Source organism: Variovorax sp. Root434 (assembly GCF_001426595.1).
GTDB lineage: Bacteria > Pseudomonadota > Gammaproteobacteria > Burkholderiales > Burkholderiaceae_C > Variovorax.
In genome coordinates, this window is record NZ_LMEK01000025.1 from 720,946 (window position 1) to 736,157 (window position 15,212).

A 15,212-nucleotide genomic window follows, 5' to 3' on the forward strand; every position below is an offset into this window, starting at 1 on the left:
GTCAATTTACGAAAGCCTCGTTGCAGCGTCGAACGAAATTCGGTGATGGCGCACATCTGGATTTCGCATGAAGGGCAGCTTGTGGGTAGACCCGCCCCAACATTTCCAGGCTTCATAGAGAACATCCTGAAAATGCGTTGGACCTTCCCGCGCCCGCAATCCACCATGCGAACGCCGTCAACGTTCGCCCGCCGACAAGGCGCTGACGCCACCTTTTTCCATCAACTCGGAGACACGAGTCATGCGTCAGATCGACCTTCACAAGCTGGCCGACGAAACCCGCTTCAACCGCTTCCACGGCCTCGTGCTGTTCTGGTGCGCCCTGATCATCGTGTTCGATGGCTACGACCTCTCCGTGGTCGGCATCGCGCTGCCTTCGATCATGGCGAACATGGGCGTCCAGCCCACCAACGCCGGATTCATGGTCAGCTCGGCACTCTTCGGCATGATGTTCGGCGCCATCTTTCTCGGCACCATCGCCGACAGGATCGGCCGTCGATGGGCGATCGTCATCTGCGTGGGCCTGTTCAGCGTGTTCACCGCAGCAGCCGGGTTCGCCAAGGACCCCGTCACCTTCGGCGTGGTCCGCTTCCTCGCGGGGCTGGGCATTGGCGGGGTCATGCCGAACGTCGTTGCGCAGATGACCGAATACTCGCCGAAGAAGTTGCGCGCAACCCTCGTCACGCTGATGTTCAGCGGCTATGCCGTCGGCGGGATCATCGCCGCGCTGCTCGGCAAGGGCCTGATCGAAACCTACGGCTGGCAGTCGGTGTTCTTCGCGGCGGGCATGCCGCTGGTTCTGATCCCCTTCATCCTGAAGTACATGCCGGAATCAATGCCGTTCCTGCTGGCCCGGGGACGAACCGAAGAGCTGAAGAAGATCGCCTCCAGGCTCGACCCGGACTACAAGCCGCTGGCAACCGACCGCTTCGTGGTGCCGCCCGCCGACCGGGCTGCCGGCGCACCGATCAGGCACCTCTTCCAGGAGGGCCGCGGCTTCAGCACCGTCATGTTCTGGCTCGCATTCTTCATGTGCCTTTTCATGGTGTTCGCGCTGAGTTCATGGCTGACGAAACTCATGGCCGGTGCGGGCTACAGCCTCGGTTCGGCATTGACGTTCGTGCTGGTGCTCAACGCGGGCGCAATGGTCGGCGCAATCGGCGGCGGCTGGCTCGCGGACCGCTTCCACATCAAGTACGTGCTGGCAGGCATGTATGCGCTGGCCGCGATTTCGCTCACGCTGCTTGGCTACAAGATGCCGACGCCGGTGCTGTTCGTCCTCATCGGCCTGGCCGGTGCGTCGACCATCGGCACGCAGATCGTGGCCAACGCATACACCGGCCAGTTCTATCCGATGGCAGTGCGCGCCACGGGTCTCGGGTGGGCACTGGGAATCGGGCGCAGCGGCGCGATCCTGGCTCCCATCCTGATCGGCGTGCTCGTGGGCATGAACCTGCCGCTGCAGCAGAACTTCATGGCGATCGCGATTCCGGCCGTGATCGGCATGGTTGCGGTTCTTCTGATCAATCACGGCCGGTCCGCGTCTGCGCAGATGGTCGATGCCGACCGGCCTCGAGCCGAGCCGGGGAACGACGGCCAGCAATTGGTCGGTTCGTGAGCGACAAGGCGATCTGCTCCTGCACCTTTTCCGGGCGGCCTGACAAGGCCGCTTTTTTCATGGTGCGGTCATTGTCCAAAAACGGGCACCGCCGGCGCCATACCTGAAAATTCGCGTGTTCGCTCGATTCCGCACGACACTTCACAAGGAAAGTGTGCAAAATTCCCATCCGTGATCGGCCGCAGCGCCGCCGATCGGATACTCGGCTATTTCAATCTCCGCTCTCTTCCATCCATGCGCGCTGAAAGCGGTCTCCTCGAGGCACGAAGTGGCCTCCCCCAACCGGCGGCGGGGCCCATGCCAAAAGACATGCTGGGATGCACGCTCGGTCATCTCCAGAAAGACCAGGCACTCTCGGCCAACGGCTTGCGGATCTACCGCAAGACCGTGAACGCCAATGAGCTCCACTACGTGGAAACGGCCGCAAGCGCGCGCGGGGTGCTGCTCGGCATCTCGTTGCGCGACGGCCACCGCAGGCGAATCCTCCATGAGCACCATGCGTCGTGCCATGACTTCGGCAAGGGCTCGATCTATGTCCGTGATTTTTGCGACCGCTACCGCGCGGACATGCAAAGCGGCTTCGACTTCGTGCTGCTCGAGATCTCGCATCCGGCCCTGGAACGCGCCATCGACGAAAAGCAGGGGCCCCGCGTCGGTGGCCTCGTCGATGTTGCGGGCACCAGGGACGACGTGCTCACCCACCTCGCGAGTGCGCTGACCCCTGCGCTCGAACGCCCTGCCGAGGTCAGCCAGTTGTTCATCGACCAGATCGGCGTCGCGATGACGAGCTACCTGGTCGACAACTACGGCCGCGGAGCCACGGCAACCGGGTCCCGGACGAACCGGCTGCTTTCGCGTTCGCACGAGGCGCGGGTCAAGGAGATGCTGCGCAGCAAGATGAATGGCGACATCTCGATTGCCGAGATCGCCGACGCCTGCAACCTGTCGCGCAGCTATTTCATCCACGCCTTTCGCGAAACCACCGGACAGACGCCGCACCAATGGCTGATCGCGCAGCGGATCGAACGTGCGCAAGCGCTGCTGATGGACTTCGAACGACCGCTGGTGGAGGTTGCGACGGCCTGCGGCTTTGCGGACCAGAGCCACTTCACACGCGTCTTCTCCCAGTACACCGGCAAGCCGCCAGGCGCCTGGCGCAGAGAGATCCGAATCGGCATGTGAAAAGATCCGGGTGCGCACGCCGATACGGATTGCGTCCGAATATGCAAAGCCGCGTCCAACCCTGCAAGACAGCGCGCGCCGCCGCGCGCACCATGGGATCCCCATCGAAGGAACCACCATGAAACCCTCCCTGCCGCAGCTCATGAGCCTCAACGGCGGCTTCGTCGACACCGCCGGCTTCCTCGCGCTGCATGGCCTGTTCACCGCGCACGTCACCGGCAACTTCGTCACCATCGGCGCGGCGCTGGTGCATGGCACCTCGGGCACGATCACCAAGCTGCTTGCGCTGCCGGTGTTCTGCATCGTGGTCGTGCTCGCACGGTTGTTGAGCTATGGCCTTCCCGGCCTCGGCCTGCCGGTGCTGCGCACGATGCTGGTGCTCAAGGCCGCACTGCTGCTGGCGGGCGGCGTCCTGGCCATCCGCTTCGGCCCCTTCGCCGATGGCGACAGCGCAAGCGCGATGCTCACGGGCCTGGTGCTGGTGTCGGCCATGGCGATCCAGAACGCGGTGCACCGCATCCACCTGGGCAGCGCACCGCCGACCACGCTGATGACCGGCACGACGACGCAGGTCATGGTCGACCTCGCCGACCTGATGCGCGGCAAGCAGGCGCCCGAAGAAGCGGCCGCCGCCCGCGCGCGCATGCGGCGCATGTCGGCCGCGGTGGTCTGGTTCGCCGCCGGCTGCGCGGCGGCGGCGCTCATCTACCTGCAGTGGAACGTATGGTGCTTTGCCGTGCCGCCGGTGCTGGCCGCCTGCGCCGTGGTGCTCCAGCGCAGCACGCACGAGGGCGATCCTGCACCGGTGTCAGCCGCGTCAGCTGCGCCTCACCTGTAGAGCCAGCGCGCCATCAGGCGCGTGTACCTCGGCATCACGAGGTACACCATCAGCCCGACGATGGTCGCCGCGGCCAACAAGTGCGCCAGCCAGTAGGCGGACAGCACGGGCACCGAGGCCAGCAGCCGGTGCAGCACCGCCGGCACCAGCATGGTCAGCGGATAGATCACCGACAGCGTCAACAGGAACTGCTTGTAGCGCTTGGCCGGAGGCTGCCCTGCGGGCGGATGGAACCAGAACTCGAGCCCGCTGCGCGTTTCCACCTTCTCGTCGGCGTCAAGGAACGGCGCCACCTCTTCCACCAGCTGGCGGCGCGCGACGGAGGCGAACCAGTCCTGCGCATGCGCGAGCGAATCGAAGCGGATGGCGATGGTGTACTGCAGGCCGCCGCCGGCGGGATGGATGATGTTGACGCCGCGGTGCCCGGGAAAGCGCGAGGCGATGGGCACCACCTTCTTCAGCCATTGCTCGTAGGCGGCCACGGACTCGCGCTTCACCGTCTGCTGGATGACGGCGGTGACGGTTTCGGCACCCGGCAGCACGCGCCCGGCAATCTCGTCCAGCGTGGCGGTGCGCAACCCGGGTTGGCGGTCGTCGGCGGTCATGCGCGGTCCTTTCTCAGAGGCCGATCAGCTTGCGGCCTTCTTCGGCCAGCAGGTCGTGCGTCTCGGGGTGCGACCGCATGTAGGCGTTGAACACGGGGCACTGCGGCACCACGCGCAGCCCGCGCTCGCGCGCCGAAGCGAGGCCCGCGAGCACCAGCTGCTTCGCGATGCCCTGGCCTTGCAGGGCTTCGGGAACCAGCGTGTGGATGAAGGTAATGACGTTGCCTTCGAGCGAATAGATTGCGACGGCACGCTCACCCTGAGCCTCGTATTCGAAGCGGTGCTTTGCGGGGTTGTCGCGGATCTGGATGGAAGAAGGAGGAGTGGTCATAAGAAATTCTTGAATGTGCCGGGCGCGCACGAAGCACCGCCCCGGCAAGTGGCTACAAGCGCCCTGCCGGGGCGGTGGCGGCATCAGCCCTTGATGAAAGCCAGCAGGTCGGCGTTCACCTGGTCGGCGTGCGTGTTGCAGGTGGCGTGCGGCGCGCCGGCATACGCCTTGAACTGGCTGCCCTTGATCATCTCGGCCGCCAGCTTGCCCGTGGCCTCGATGGGCACGACCTGGTCGTCGTCGCCATGGATCACGAGCGTGGGCACGTCGATCTTCGCCATGTCGGGACGGAAGTCGGTTTCGGAGAAGGCCGTCACGCAGTCGATGGTGGCCTTGATCGATGCCTGCAGCGCGATCTGCAGCGTCTGCTTGAACACGCCCTGCGACACCTTGGCGCCCGGGCGGTTGGTGCCGTAGAACAGCGTGCTGAAGTCGTCCAGGAACTGCGGGCGGTCGGCGGCCAGGCCGGCGCGGATGCTGGCGAACAGCGACGCGTCGGGGCCCCCGGGGTGGTCGGCCGTCTTCATGAACAGCGGCGTCACGGCGCTGATGAGCGCGAGCTTGGCGACGCGCGAGCTGCCCTTGCGCGCGATGTAGCGCGTGACGTCGCCGCCGCCCATGGAAAAGCCCGCGAGGATCACGTCCTTCAGGTCGAGCTTCTCGATCAGCTCGGCGATGTCGTCGGCGAAGGTGTCGTAGTCGTAGCCGGTCCAGGGCTGGCTCGAACGGCCGAAGCCGCGGCGGTCGAACGCGATCGCGCGGTAGCCGCGCTCCGCGAAGAACAGCATCTGCGCGTCCCACATGTCGGCGCTCAGGGGCCAGCCGTGGCTGAACAGGATGGGCTGGCCCGAGCCCCAGTCCTTGTAGTAGAGCTCGGTGCCGTCGCGCAGGGTCAGTGTGGTCATGGTCTTCCTTTTCGGAATGGTGTGAAGGGGAAAAAAGATGCAGGAAGGCGGGTGCGCTCAGCCTTGGCGCACGGACTCGAACAGGAACCACGTGCGCTGCTCGGCCTCGTCGATCCAGTTCTCCAGCACGCTGGCCGTGGCCACGTCGCCGTACTCGTCGCACACCGCGTGCGTGGCACGCATGAAGCCGGCCAGGCGCTGGTTGTCCTCGCGCAGCTCGGCCAGCATGTCGATGGGGGTCACGAAGTCGGCATCGTTGTCCGACAGGCGCTGCAGGCGCGCGGCGTGGCCGGTGGAGCGCAGCGTGGTGCCGCCCACCTTGCGCACGCGCTCGGCAATGGGGTCGACCGTGGCGAAGATCTGGTCGGCCTGCTCGTCCAGCAGCAGGTGGTAGTCGCGGAACGACGGGCCCGACATGTGCCAGTGGAAGTTCTTCGTCTTGAAGTACAGCGCGAACACATCGGCCAGCAGCACGTTGAGCGCCGCGGAAATGTCGCGCGTGGCGTCGGCGCCCAAGTCGCTCGGGGTGTGCAGCGATGCGACGCGGCGCGCCTTGGTGCTGCTGGCCAGGGCCTTGACGGCCTTGGTGGATTTTGAAGTAGCCATGTTTTTCCTTGGTACGCCTGGGTTGTCGGCGAAATTTCGTCTGTCGTCAGAGAGAAAGAAAGTGATGCACCGCGGGCTTGTCCGGCCCGATGTGAAAGCGCACGGCCTCGCTCTGCAAGTCGGCGTCGGCGTGCGACACGCGATGGTGCTGGCGCAGGTGCTCGGCCCACGATTCGACGAGGAACCACTCCATCACGCGCTCGGTGTCGCCGGTGTGCTCGGTCACGCCCCATGCGTAGGCTCCATCGCGGCGGCGCTCCAGCGAGAGGCGCTTCATCGCGTCGAGGAAGGCCGGGCGGTCTTCCTTGCGGATGCGGTACTCGACCTGGATCATCACCGGGCCACGGTCGTGCGCAATGGGCTCGGCCACCAACGGTTCGGGCCAATGGTTGGAAGCCTGCAGGTCCGACTCGCCCTTGGGCAGCCGCGCACGGTGGAACAGCACGGCCACGATCACCAGGCCGATGGCGCCGGCCACCAGCGTGTTGGGCACGCCAATTTCCTGTGCAACCAGGCCCCAGCCGAGGCTGCCGGCCGCCATGGCGCCGTTGAACACGGTGAGGTACACCGCCAGCCCGCGGCCGCGCACCCAGTTCGGCAGGATGGCCTGCGCCACGCCGTTGAGCGTGGTCAGCGCAATGATCCAGCCCAGGCCCAGCAGCAACAGCAGAACGATGGCCAGCCACTTCGGCGGTGCGAACACGAGCGCGCCCATCACGGCGGCGGTGATCACCGAGGCCAGCAGCACGAGGCCGTCGGCATCGAGCCGCTGGCGCAGCCGCGGCATGACCAGCGCACCGGCAATGGCGCCCGCGCCAACGGCGCCCAGCAGCACGCCGTAGAAACCGGCGGTGCCGCCCAGCATCTGGCGCGCCACCAGCGGCAGCAGCGCCCACACCGAGCTTGCGAACAGGAAGAACACGGCCGCGCGCAACAGCACGCGGTGCAGTTCCTTGCTGGCGCGCGTGTAGCGCAGGCCGGCACGGAAGGCGCCCAGGAAGTTCTCCGACAGGCCGCTGTCGACCGCGGCCGGGCGCTTCCACCAGATCAGCGCGGCAATGACGAACACGTAGCTCAGCACGTCGGCGCCGTAGGTCAGGGCCGCACCGAAGCTCGCGAGGATCAGGCCGCCCGCCGCAGGGCCGATGGAACGCGCGATGTTGATGCCCAGCGAGTTCAGCGCCACTGCGCTCTTCAGATCGGATCTGGGCACCAGCTCCGGCACGATCGACTGCCAGGTCGGCCCCATCAGCGCCGCGCCGATACCGCCGACGAAGGTCAGCGCAATCAGGTACTCGACAGTGAGCGCACCTGTGTGCGACAACACCAGCAACGTACTGCTCACGCTGGCCAGCACCAGCTGCACGAAGATCAGGAAGCGCCGGCGGTCGAGGATGTCCGACAGCACGCCCGCCGGAATTGCGAGCAGGAAGATCGGCAGCGTGGCCGCGGTCTGGATCAGCGCCACGGCCGTCGGGCTGGCCGACAGGTCGGTCACCAGCCATGAACTCGCCACGTCGCGCATGAAGCTGCCGATGTTGCCGAGCACGGTGGCGGTCCACAGCACGGCGAATACGGGCTGGCGCAGCGGCGCGAAGCTGCCGCCGCCGCCGCCGGCTGGCTGCGCGGCTTTGACGGCCTCAGTCATTCTTGCGTCCCTGCAGGTCGTGCCACGCCACCAGCAGGAAGCCGCCAACCAGTCCAAGGTGTTCGAAGAACGAGTTGGCGGCCATGAAGCGTTCCTGGCCCACCGGCATCTGCCAGAAGCGCAGCGCCACGAAGGTGGCGAACAGCGTGAACGCGGCCAGCGCCACGGCGCCCAGCCAACGGTAGAAGCCCGTGAGGATGAGCGCCGAGGCGCCCAGCTCCAGCACGATGACGGCGGCCGCCATCGGTGCCGCGGGTGACACGCCGAAGTGGTTCATCTCGGCGATGGCCGAGCCGAAGTCCATCGCCTTGTTGAAACCGCCCTGCAGGTAGGCCGCGCACAGCAGCAGCAGCGCGATCCAGCGCAGCACGGGTGAAGGTTGCCAGTGCATCGTCTTCATCACACCGCCCAGCAGGCGCAGCCCAGCGCGCCCCAGAAGCTCTTGAGATCAGCAATGGGCAGCTTGCTGCTCCAGGCCGTGGCGTGCCGGTGGCCGTGCACGTTGCAGTCGTTGGCGCAAGCGCAATCCGCCGCCATGCGGCGGATCGTCTGCTGCAAGGGGCGCCCTTCCTTGTCGCCCCAGCCCGCGTAGCCGCCGAAGGTGCGCGCGGGCGACCAGTCGGGCATGGCCGGCGGCGGCGTGCCTTCGTCCAGCGGCGCGAACGGACCGGCGCCGTAGACCACCTTGCCGCCCACCATGGTGAGCAGCGCGGTGGTGCCGGCGATGTCCGATTCGGCGCAGGCGAAGAAGTCGCGGTCGGGCACCATCAGGTCGGCCAGCTGGCCGGCCTCGATGCGGCCCTTCTTGCCGACCTCGTTGGAGAACCAGGTGACCTTCTCGGTCCACATGCGCAGCGCCGTCTCGCGGTCGATGCAGTTGCGCTGCGGCGTGAGCTGCATGCCGCCCACGGTCTTGCCCGTGACGAGCCACGACAGCGACACCCACGGGTTGTACGACGCGACGCGCGTGGCGTCGGTGCCGGCGGACACGTTCACGCCCTTCTCGAGCATGCGCTTGACGGGCGGCGTGGCCTCGGCCGCGCCGGCACCGTAGCGCTCGACGAAGTACTCGCCCTGGTAGGCCATGCGGTGCTGTACGGCAATGCCGCCGCCGAGCGCCGCGATGCGGTCGATCGACTTCTCGGAGATGGTCTCGCAGTGGTCGAAGAACCAGTTCAGGCCGGCCAGCGGCGTGTCGCGGTTGACCTTCTCGAACACGTCGAGCGCGCGGTCGATGGTTTCGTCGTAGGTGGCGTGCAGGCGCCAGGGCCAGCGGTTCTGCGCGAGCACGCGCACCACTTCTTCCAGCTCGCCTTCCATCTCGGGCGCCATGTCGGGGCGCGGCTGGCGGAAGTCCTCGAAGTCGGCGGCCGAGAACACGAGCATTTCGCCCGCGCCGTTGTGGCGGAAGTAGTCGTCGCCCTGCTTGTATTTGGAGGTGGCGGTCCAGTTCAGGAAGTCCTGCTTTTCCTGCTTGGGCTTCTGCGTGAACAGGTTGTAGGCCAGGCGGATGGTGAGCTGGCCGGCATCGGCCAGCTGCTGGATCACCTGGTAGTCCTCGGGGTAGTTCTGGAAGCCGCCGCCCGCGTCGATGGCGCCGGTAACGCCCAGGCGGTTGAGCTCGCGCATGAAGTGGCGCGTGGAGTTCACCTGGTAGTCGAACGGCAGCTTCGGGCCTTTGGCGAGCGTGGCATACAGGATGGACGCGTTGGGCTTGGCCAGCAGCAGGCCGGTCGGGTTGCCGGCGCTGTCGCGCACGATCTCGCCGCCGGGCGGTGCGGGTGTGTCCTTGGTGTAGCCCACGGCGCGCATGGCGGCGCCGTTGAGCAGCGCGCGGTCGTACAGGTGCAGGATGAACACCGGCGTGTCGGGCGCCACGGCATTGAGTTCCTCGATGGTCGGCAGGCGCTTCTCGGCGAACTGGTGCTCGGTGAAGCCGCCCACCACGCGCACCCACTGGGGCGCCGGCGTGATGGCGACCTGGCGCTTGAGCATGCCCATGGCATCGGCCAGGCTGCGCACGCCGTCCCAGCGCAGTTCGAGGTTGTAGTTGAGCCCGCCGCGAATGATGTGCAGGTGGTTGTCGATCAGCCCCGGCAGCACGCGCTTGCCCTGCAGGTCGACCACGCGCGTGCCGGTGCCGGCCAGCGGCAGCACGTCTTCGCCGCGGCCCACGCGCAGGAAGCGGCCGTCCTTGATGGCCACGGCGCTGGCCTCGGGGTTGGCGCGGTCCAGCGTGGTGAAGCGGCCGTTGTGCAGGATCAGGTCGGGGGCGGAGGAACTGGCCATGTCAGACTTCCTTTGAGCATGAGAGGGGGTCATTGCCGTGCCGGCAATGGCAGCACCGAGTGTGCCCAGGCACAGGCGGCGGCGTTGTTCGTCGAACAGATCGCTCATGACTCTTTGTGTGTGGCTGGTACGGCGGCGGCTGTGGCAGCGGGCTCGGCCTTCGCGCGTTGCGGCAACTCGCCGAACACATGCGGCGCGACCTGGTGCTGCAGCCACGAGGTGGCCGCGGTATCGGGCTTGATCACGCTCTTGATGAGCGGCGGGATCTGCTCGCCGAGCAGGATCCCGAGAAGCCCCACCAGGGCGATGACCGGCGGGGCCGGCGAGCGCACCTGGAACAGTGCGTAGATCACGCCGACCAGCAGGCCGAGCGCGAGCGACAGGACGTAGGGCTTCATCTTCGTGCTCACCGCGGGATTCAGCCTTCGTGCGCGCCGAACATGGTCTTGGCGTAGGTCACGCCCAGGCCGTAGGCGCCGCCGAACTTCTTGGCGATGCCGGTGGTCAGCTCGTAGGTGTCAGTGCGGGCCCAGTCGCGTTGCAGCTCGAGCAGGTATTGCAGCGAGGTCATGGGTTGCGCGCCGGCCTGCACCATGCGGTCCATCGCGCGGTTGTGCGCCTCGGCGGACACGTCGCCGCAGGCATCGGCAATCACGTACACCTCGAAGCCCTGGTCCAGCGCCGAGAGCGCCGGGCCGACGATGCACACGCCGGTCCACAGGCCGGACAGCACGATGCGCTTCTTGCCGATCTCGTTGACGCGGTCGATCACGGCGGCATCTTCCCAGGTGTTCATCGAGGTACGGTCGAGCATCTTCTGGCCCGGGAAGGCGTCGGCGATCTCGCTGAACATCGGGCCCGAAAAACTCTTCTCGGCCACCGTCGTGAGGATGGTCGACACACCGAAGCCTGCGGCCGCGTTGGCCACCAGCGCAGCGTTGTTGCGCAAATTGACCGCGTCGATCGAGTGCGTGGCGAAGGCCATCTGCGACTGGAAGTCGATCATCACCAGCGTGTGGTCCTTGGGGGTGAGCAGCTTGGCGCCGGCGGTGGGGGTGGCTTTGATGGACATGAAATAACTCCGTGAATGGGATGGGACGAGAGATCGGTGAGAGAAAAAACTGGGGTTAACCCGTGAAGCAATCCTCGTTGGGAGCGAGGGTGCGTGTCTTGTCGATTAATGAGGCGGTTTGGACATTTGCCGTCGCGTGGCTCAGAACGCGGGCAGCTCGTTGGGGCGAAGGTCGAACACCAGCACCTCGGCGCCCTCCCCCTGGGTCAGGTCGAGCTGGCGCACGTCGCGCAGCCGCACACCGTCGCCCTCGTTCAGGCGCTGGCCGTTGAGCGTCACGCTGCCGCGAGCCACATGGACGTAGGCGTAACGGTCGGTATCGAGCGTGAGCGAGGCCTGCTCGGCGCCGTCGAACAGCCCGGCGTAGACGCGGGCGTCCTGGTGCACCGCGAGCGAGCCGTCGGTGCCTTCGGGCGAAATGATCAGGCGCAGGCGGCCACGCTTTTCTTCCGGCGCGAAGTGCACCTGCTGGTAGCGCGGCGGCACGCCCTTCTTGGCCGGCACGATCCAGATCTGCAGGAAGTGCAGCGCCTCGGTGGCCGACGAGTTGAACTCGCTGTGGCGCACGCCGGTGCCGGCGCTCATCATCTGCACGTCGCCAGGGCGGATGACCGAGCCGGTGCCCATCGAGTCCTTGTGCTCGAGCGCGCCGTCGAGCACGTACGAGAAGATCTCCATGTCGCGGTGCGGATGGGTGCCGAAGCCGCGGCCGGGCGTCACCCGGTCGTCATTGATCACCAGCAGGTCGGAGAAGCCTTCCTGCTTCGGGTCGTGGTAGTGGCCGAACGAGAAGGTGTGGCGGGACTTCAGCCATCCGAAGTCTGCGATTCCGCGGTCGCCGGCACTGCGAATTTCCAACATGGTTCATTCCTTTGCGGTTCTTGAATTCGATTGAATTCATAATTGGCGTCGGAGGAGTTTCCGAGGCATGGGATGAATCATCGATCTTCAAGAAGGGCTTGTTGACGAACATTTTTGCCATCTATCATCGAATTTTTCGATCATTGATCCGGACGCCATTTTTTGAAGGAAACGCCGCATGCTCAAGCTCAGCCTGGAAGCCATCGAGGTGGTCGATGCGATCGACCGCCACGGTTCCTTCGCCGCCGCCGCCACGCGCCTGAACAAGGTGCCTTCCACCATCTCGTACGCCGTGGGCAAGCTGGAGGAGCAGCTGGGCATGCAGCTGTTCGAGCGCAACGGGCCGCGCATCGCGCTCACGGACGCGGGCCGCGAGATGCTCAGGGAGGGGCGCTGGCTGCTCGGCGCGGCGAGCGACCTCGAATCGCGCATGCGGCAGATCGCCACCGGCTTCGAGTCGGAGCTGCGGCTCGTGCACGACTCGCTCATTCCCACGCAGTCCCTCATCGACGACGTCCGCGCCTTCGAAGAGCTGCGCTGCGGCACGCGGCTGCGCATCGGCTGCGAGGCGCTCACCGGCAGCTGGGAGGCGCTGCGCGAGGGCCGCGCCGACGTGGTCATTGCCGCGGGCGAAGGTCCGGCGGGCGGCGGCTACCAGGCCGTGATGGTGGGCAGTCTCGATTTCGCCTTCTGCGTCGCCCCTACGCATGCGCTGGCGCGTGTGATGCGCCCGGTGCAGCGAGGCGACCTGCTGGAGCACAACGCCATCGTGGTGAGCGACAGCGCGCGTACCTTGTCGGACCGCACCGTGGGCCTGCTGGCGGGCCAGCCGCGCATCGCGGTGCCGTCGATGACCGCGAAGGTCGCGTGCCAGGTGGCCGGGCTCGGCCACGGCTTCCTGCCGCGCGCCTGCGTCGAGGGCGAACTGGCGCGCGGCACGCTGATTGAATTGCAGACCGAGGAGCCGCGCGCGCCGGAGGCGTTCTGGCTGGGGTGGAAGACGGGTGCCACGGGGCAGGCGCTGCAGTGGTGGGTGAAGCAGCTGAATCGGCCGTTGGTGCCGGCCTTGTTGCCACGCTCGGCGTGATGCCGTGAGCCGCAGCCGGAAGCGGCGCGCGGATCAGCCGGCGTTCAGGCGACGCCAGCGCGCCGGCGGAGTCCCGATGTGCGCGGAGAACACACGCGTCAGATGGCTCTGATCGGCAAAGCCGCAGGTCGCGGCGATCTCCGCGATTGGAAGATCGGGCCGGCGCAGCAGGCGGCGCGCGGCATCGACGCGCTGCGTCACCAGCCACGCGTGCGGGGCCTGGCCGAAGGTCTGCTTGAAGGCCTTGCTGAAATGGCTGCGCGACAGCCCGCACTCGCGCGCCACCTCGGCCAGCGACACGTCACTGGCCAGGTGCGCCATCAGGAAGGCCTTGGCACGGCGCTCCTGCCAGGGCGCCAGGCCTCGTGAGTCGGCACTGGCAACGCCCGCCGCGCCACCGTAGGCATGCAGCACATGGGCCTTCAATGCCAGCGCGAGGTGATCGACAAACAAGGTGCTCGCCTCTCCTGGCTGCATCAATGCCGGCAGCATCGCGCGGCCGAGGCTCGCCACCACGGTGTCGACCGTGCCCGCGTCGCAACGCAGTGCACGCACGCGGGGTACGTCCATTTCCTCGGCGAAGGAGTCGATGGTTTCGCGCGGCACGTGGAACAGCATCGAATGGAACGGACTGCACACATAGGCCGAGTTGCATTCCGACAGGTCGGTGATGTGAAAGGCGCCTTCCCGCTGCGGGCCGAGCCGCAACATGGTGCCGCCGCTGCGAATCCGCCGCGAGCCGCCCGACGAGATTTCCACGCTGAGCAGAAAAGCGTCTTCGGCCGGCAAGGGCGGCAGGACGAAAAGATGCGGGAGGTCGTAGTGAAGGCGCGCAATGCCGAGCTCCGACCCCCAGCGCGACGTAGCGATGAGCGACGGGACGGCATCGACGCCGTACTGTTTCGCCAGGTGTTGGCCGAATCGGTTGTTGGGGCAGTGTGCGGTCGGCATGTAAGCGAAGTGCTGTGGCGCTATCCGGGCACATCTTAGTTTGGCAGGCACGCCCCGCTCCGGGTCGCGTCGAAGCGCTGCTGTTGCTTGTCATTTTTTGAAATGATGAGGCTCCCCTCGTGCAGGGGGCCAAATCGTATTCAGAGCCGAGCACCCATCGTCAGCACCATCCGGAACCTGACACCGCCGGACTTCAGCTTCCGGTAGGCCTCGCCCGCCTGCTCCAGCGACATGACCTCGATGTGCGGCCGCACGTTCACCAACACGCTGAAGTTCAGCGTCTTCTCGTTGTCGTAGGGCGTGCCGGTCAGCGACCCCACGATGCTGCGCTGCCCTCCGACCAGCAGGCCGGCGGGAATCTGCAGCGGGCTCTTGCCGGGGCCGAGCACGACCAGACGTCCTTCGGGCGCCAAACCACCGAGCAGCGCCGACACCGTGTCGGCGTGATCGATCATGGTCACGATGGCTTGCGCGCCGCCCATGGCCTTGAGCCTGGCAACGGCATCCTCCGCTCGGCTGTCGATGTAGACATGCGCACCCAGCGCCAGGGCGTCCGCGGCAATATCGCTGCCACGCCCGATGGCGACGACCTTGAAGCCCATGTTCCGCGCGTACTGCAGCGCCATATGCCCCAGGCCGCCGATGCCGAGGATGGCCACCGTGTCGCCAGCCTGGGCACCGCACTTCTTCAGCGCATTGAAGGTGGCAAGGCCGGCGCACAGGATCGGCGCGGCTTCCTCTGCGTTCAGTTCGTCCGGGATCGACACCAGGCCCGTGCCGCGCGCCAGCATCATCTCGGCATAGCCGCCGTCGCAGGTGGCGCCGACCACCGGCTGGTTCTGGCAGAGCTGGAAATGTCCCTGGCGGCATTGGACGCACTCGTTGCAATGGCCGCCGAGCCGGCCCACGCCCACACGCTGGCCCAATTTCCAGATGGAAGGTGTATGGGCGCCCAGCGCCACGATGCGTCCGACAACTTCATGCCCGGGCACGCGCGGTGGTTGCAGCGCCGGATAGGCCCTTTCGATGTCGGCGGCATCCGCACCGCAGACGCCGCAGGCCTCCACCTGAATCAGCACCTCGCCGATGCCCGGCTGCGGCGTCTGCCGCTCCACGAGTTCCAGCACGCCGGGGCTGCTGATCTGCATGGCCCGATAGGTTTGCTTCATCTCTATATCTCCAATGTTTCGTCCCATCCACGCTCGGCGAATGGGGCTGG

At 66.6% G+C, this 15,212-nt stretch carries 16 protein-coding genes; 4 read left to right on the top strand and 12 right to left on the bottom strand.

What is annotated here, in order from left to right:
* The first annotated feature begins 241 nt into the window (after positions 1-241).
* The 3 genes from ASD05_RS24055 (at position 242) to ASD05_RS24065 (ending at position 3,638) form a co-directional block, all read left to right on the top strand.
* Complete coding sequence (locus ASD05_RS24055; protein WP_056597678.1) at positions 242-1,618, top strand: MFS transporter; 1,377 nt, start codon at positions 242-244, stop codon at positions 1,616-1,618.
* 171 nt (positions 1,619-1,789) lie between these two features.
* The gene (locus tag ASD05_RS24060; RefSeq protein ID WP_235508073.1) at positions 1,790-2,800 is read left to right on the top strand and encodes a helix-turn-helix domain-containing protein; all 1,011 of its coding nucleotides are present in this window, start codon (positions 1,790-1,792) and stop codon (positions 2,798-2,800) included.
* Positions 2,801-2,918: 118 nt separating this feature from the next.
* Positions 2,919-3,638, top strand: coding sequence for a DUF1275 family protein (locus ASD05_RS24065; protein ID WP_056597682.1), 720 nt, complete (start codon positions 2,919-2,921; stop codon positions 3,636-3,638).
* On the opposite strand, the gene ASD05_RS24070 is transcribed toward ASD05_RS24065, so the two are convergent.
* The 10 genes from ASD05_RS24070 to ASD05_RS24115 form a co-directional block, all read right to left on the bottom strand.
* Complete coding sequence (locus tag ASD05_RS24070; protein ID WP_056597684.1) at positions 3,629-4,243, bottom strand: antibiotic biosynthesis monooxygenase; 615 nt, start codon at positions 4,241-4,243, stop codon at positions 3,629-3,631. The genes ASD05_RS24065 and ASD05_RS24070 overlap by 10 nt on opposite strands.
* A 13-nt stretch (positions 4,244-4,256) precedes the next feature.
* On the bottom strand, positions 4,257-4,574 hold the full coding sequence (locus ASD05_RS24075) for a GNAT family N-acetyltransferase (protein WP_056597686.1): 318 nt from the start codon (positions 4,572-4,574) through the stop codon (positions 4,257-4,259).
* A gap of 83 nt (positions 4,575-4,657) precedes the next feature.
* Complete coding sequence (locus ASD05_RS24080) at positions 4,658-5,479, bottom strand: alpha/beta fold hydrolase (RefSeq protein WP_056597688.1); 822 nt, start codon at positions 5,477-5,479, stop codon at positions 4,658-4,660.
* 57 nt (positions 5,480-5,536) lie between these two features.
* Positions 5,537-6,085 (bottom strand): Dps family protein, encoded by a 549-nt coding sequence (locus ASD05_RS24085; RefSeq protein WP_056597690.1) that lies wholly within the window; start codon positions 6,083-6,085, stop codon positions 5,537-5,539.
* Positions 6,086-6,131: 46 nt separating this feature from the next.
* The gene (locus ASD05_RS24090) at positions 6,132-7,733 is read right to left on the bottom strand and encodes an MFS transporter (RefSeq protein ID WP_056597691.1); all 1,602 of its coding nucleotides are present in this window, start codon (positions 7,731-7,733) and stop codon (positions 6,132-6,134) included.
* Complete coding sequence (locus ASD05_RS24095) at positions 7,726-8,133, bottom strand: DoxX family protein (protein WP_200955479.1); 408 nt, start codon at positions 8,131-8,133, stop codon at positions 7,726-7,728. Before ASD05_RS24095 ends, ASD05_RS24090 begins: the two co-directional genes overlap by 8 nt.
* The gene (locus ASD05_RS24100) at positions 8,133-10,022 is read right to left on the bottom strand and encodes an amidohydrolase (protein ID WP_056597693.1); all 1,890 of its coding nucleotides are present in this window, start codon (positions 10,020-10,022) and stop codon (positions 8,133-8,135) included. Before ASD05_RS24100 ends, ASD05_RS24095 begins: the two co-directional genes overlap by 1 nt.
* 104 nt (positions 10,023-10,126) lie before the next feature.
* A complete protein-coding gene (locus tag ASD05_RS24105) occupies positions 10,127-10,420 on the bottom strand; it encodes a DUF1427 family protein (RefSeq protein WP_056597978.1) in 294 nt (97 codons plus the stop codon).
* 20 nt (positions 10,421-10,440) lie between these two features.
* A complete protein-coding gene (locus ASD05_RS24110) occupies positions 10,441-11,094 on the bottom strand; it encodes a hydrolase (protein WP_056597695.1) in 654 nt (217 codons plus the stop codon).
* A gap of 141 nt (positions 11,095-11,235) precedes the next feature.
* Positions 11,236-11,955: a pirin family protein gene (locus tag ASD05_RS24115; RefSeq protein ID WP_056597697.1), complete on the bottom strand. Its 720-nt coding sequence runs from the start codon at positions 11,953-11,955 to the stop codon at positions 11,236-11,238.
* 178 nt (positions 11,956-12,133) lie between these two features.
* Here ASD05_RS24115 and ASD05_RS24120 point away from each other — a divergent pair, with 178 nt between their 5' ends.
* Positions 12,134-13,042: a LysR family transcriptional regulator gene (locus ASD05_RS24120; RefSeq protein WP_056597699.1), complete on the top strand. Its 909-nt coding sequence runs from the start codon at positions 12,134-12,136 to the stop codon at positions 13,040-13,042.
* A gap of 33 nt (positions 13,043-13,075) precedes the next feature.
* Here the strand turns inward: ASD05_RS24120 and ASD05_RS24125 are convergent, their stop codons facing one another.
* Together ASD05_RS24125 and ASD05_RS24130 are read right to left on the bottom strand one after the other, a co-directional pair.
* Positions 13,076-13,993, bottom strand: coding sequence for an AraC family transcriptional regulator (locus ASD05_RS24125; RefSeq protein ID WP_056597700.1), 918 nt, complete (start codon positions 13,991-13,993; stop codon positions 13,076-13,078).
* Positions 13,994-14,133: 140 nt separating this feature from the next.
* A complete protein-coding gene (locus tag ASD05_RS24130; protein WP_056597702.1) occupies positions 14,134-15,162 on the bottom strand; it encodes an alcohol dehydrogenase in 1,029 nt (342 codons plus the stop codon).
* Between the last annotated feature and the right edge of the window lie 50 nt (positions 15,163-15,212).

Coding starts and splice junctions, on each gene's coding strand:
- ASD05_RS24080 (WP_056597688.1), bottom strand. CDS start 5,479: ATGACCACACTGACCCTGCGCGACGGCACCGAGCTCTACTACAAGGAC.
- ASD05_RS24070 (WP_056597684.1), bottom strand. CDS start 4,243: ATGACCGCCGACGACCGCCAACCCGGGTTGCGCACCGCCACGCTGGAC.
- ASD05_RS24100 (WP_056597693.1), bottom strand. CDS start 10,022: ATGGCCAGTTCCTCCGCCCCCGACCTGATCCTGCACAACGGCCGCTTC.
- ASD05_RS24065 (WP_056597682.1), top strand. CDS start 2,919: ATGAAACCCTCCCTGCCGCAGCTCATGAGCCTCAACGGCGGCTTCGTC.
- ASD05_RS24115 (WP_056597697.1), bottom strand. CDS start 11,955: ATGTTGGAAATTCGCAGTGCCGGCGACCGCGGAATCGCAGACTTCGGA.
- ASD05_RS24095 (WP_200955479.1), bottom strand. CDS start 8,133: ATGAAGACGATGCACTGGCAACCTTCACCCGTGCTGCGCTGGATCGCG.
- ASD05_RS24075 (WP_056597686.1), bottom strand. CDS start 4,574: ATGACCACTCCTCCTTCTTCCATCCAGATCCGCGACAACCCCGCAAAG.
- ASD05_RS24085 (WP_056597690.1), bottom strand. CDS start 6,085: ATGGCTACTTCAAAATCCACCAAGGCCGTCAAGGCCCTGGCCAGCAGC.
- ASD05_RS24090 (WP_056597691.1), bottom strand. CDS start 7,733: ATGACTGAGGCCGTCAAAGCCGCGCAGCCAGCCGGCGGCGGCGGCGGC.
- ASD05_RS24120 (WP_056597699.1), top strand. CDS start 12,134: ATGCTCAAGCTCAGCCTGGAAGCCATCGAGGTGGTCGATGCGATCGAC.
- ASD05_RS24125 (WP_056597700.1), bottom strand. CDS start 13,993: ATGCCGACCGCACACTGCCCCAACAACCGATTCGGCCAACACCTGGCG.
- ASD05_RS24055 (WP_056597678.1), top strand. CDS start 242: ATGCGTCAGATCGACCTTCACAAGCTGGCCGACGAAACCCGCTTCAAC.
- ASD05_RS24130 (WP_056597702.1), bottom strand. CDS start 15,162: ATGAAGCAAACCTATCGGGCCATGCAGATCAGCAGCCCCGGCGTGCTG.
- ASD05_RS24110 (WP_056597695.1), bottom strand. CDS start 11,094: ATGTCCATCAAAGCCACCCCCACCGCCGGCGCCAAGCTGCTCACCCCC.
- ASD05_RS24105 (WP_056597978.1), bottom strand. CDS start 10,420: ATGAAGCCCTACGTCCTGTCGCTCGCGCTCGGCCTGCTGGTCGGCGTG.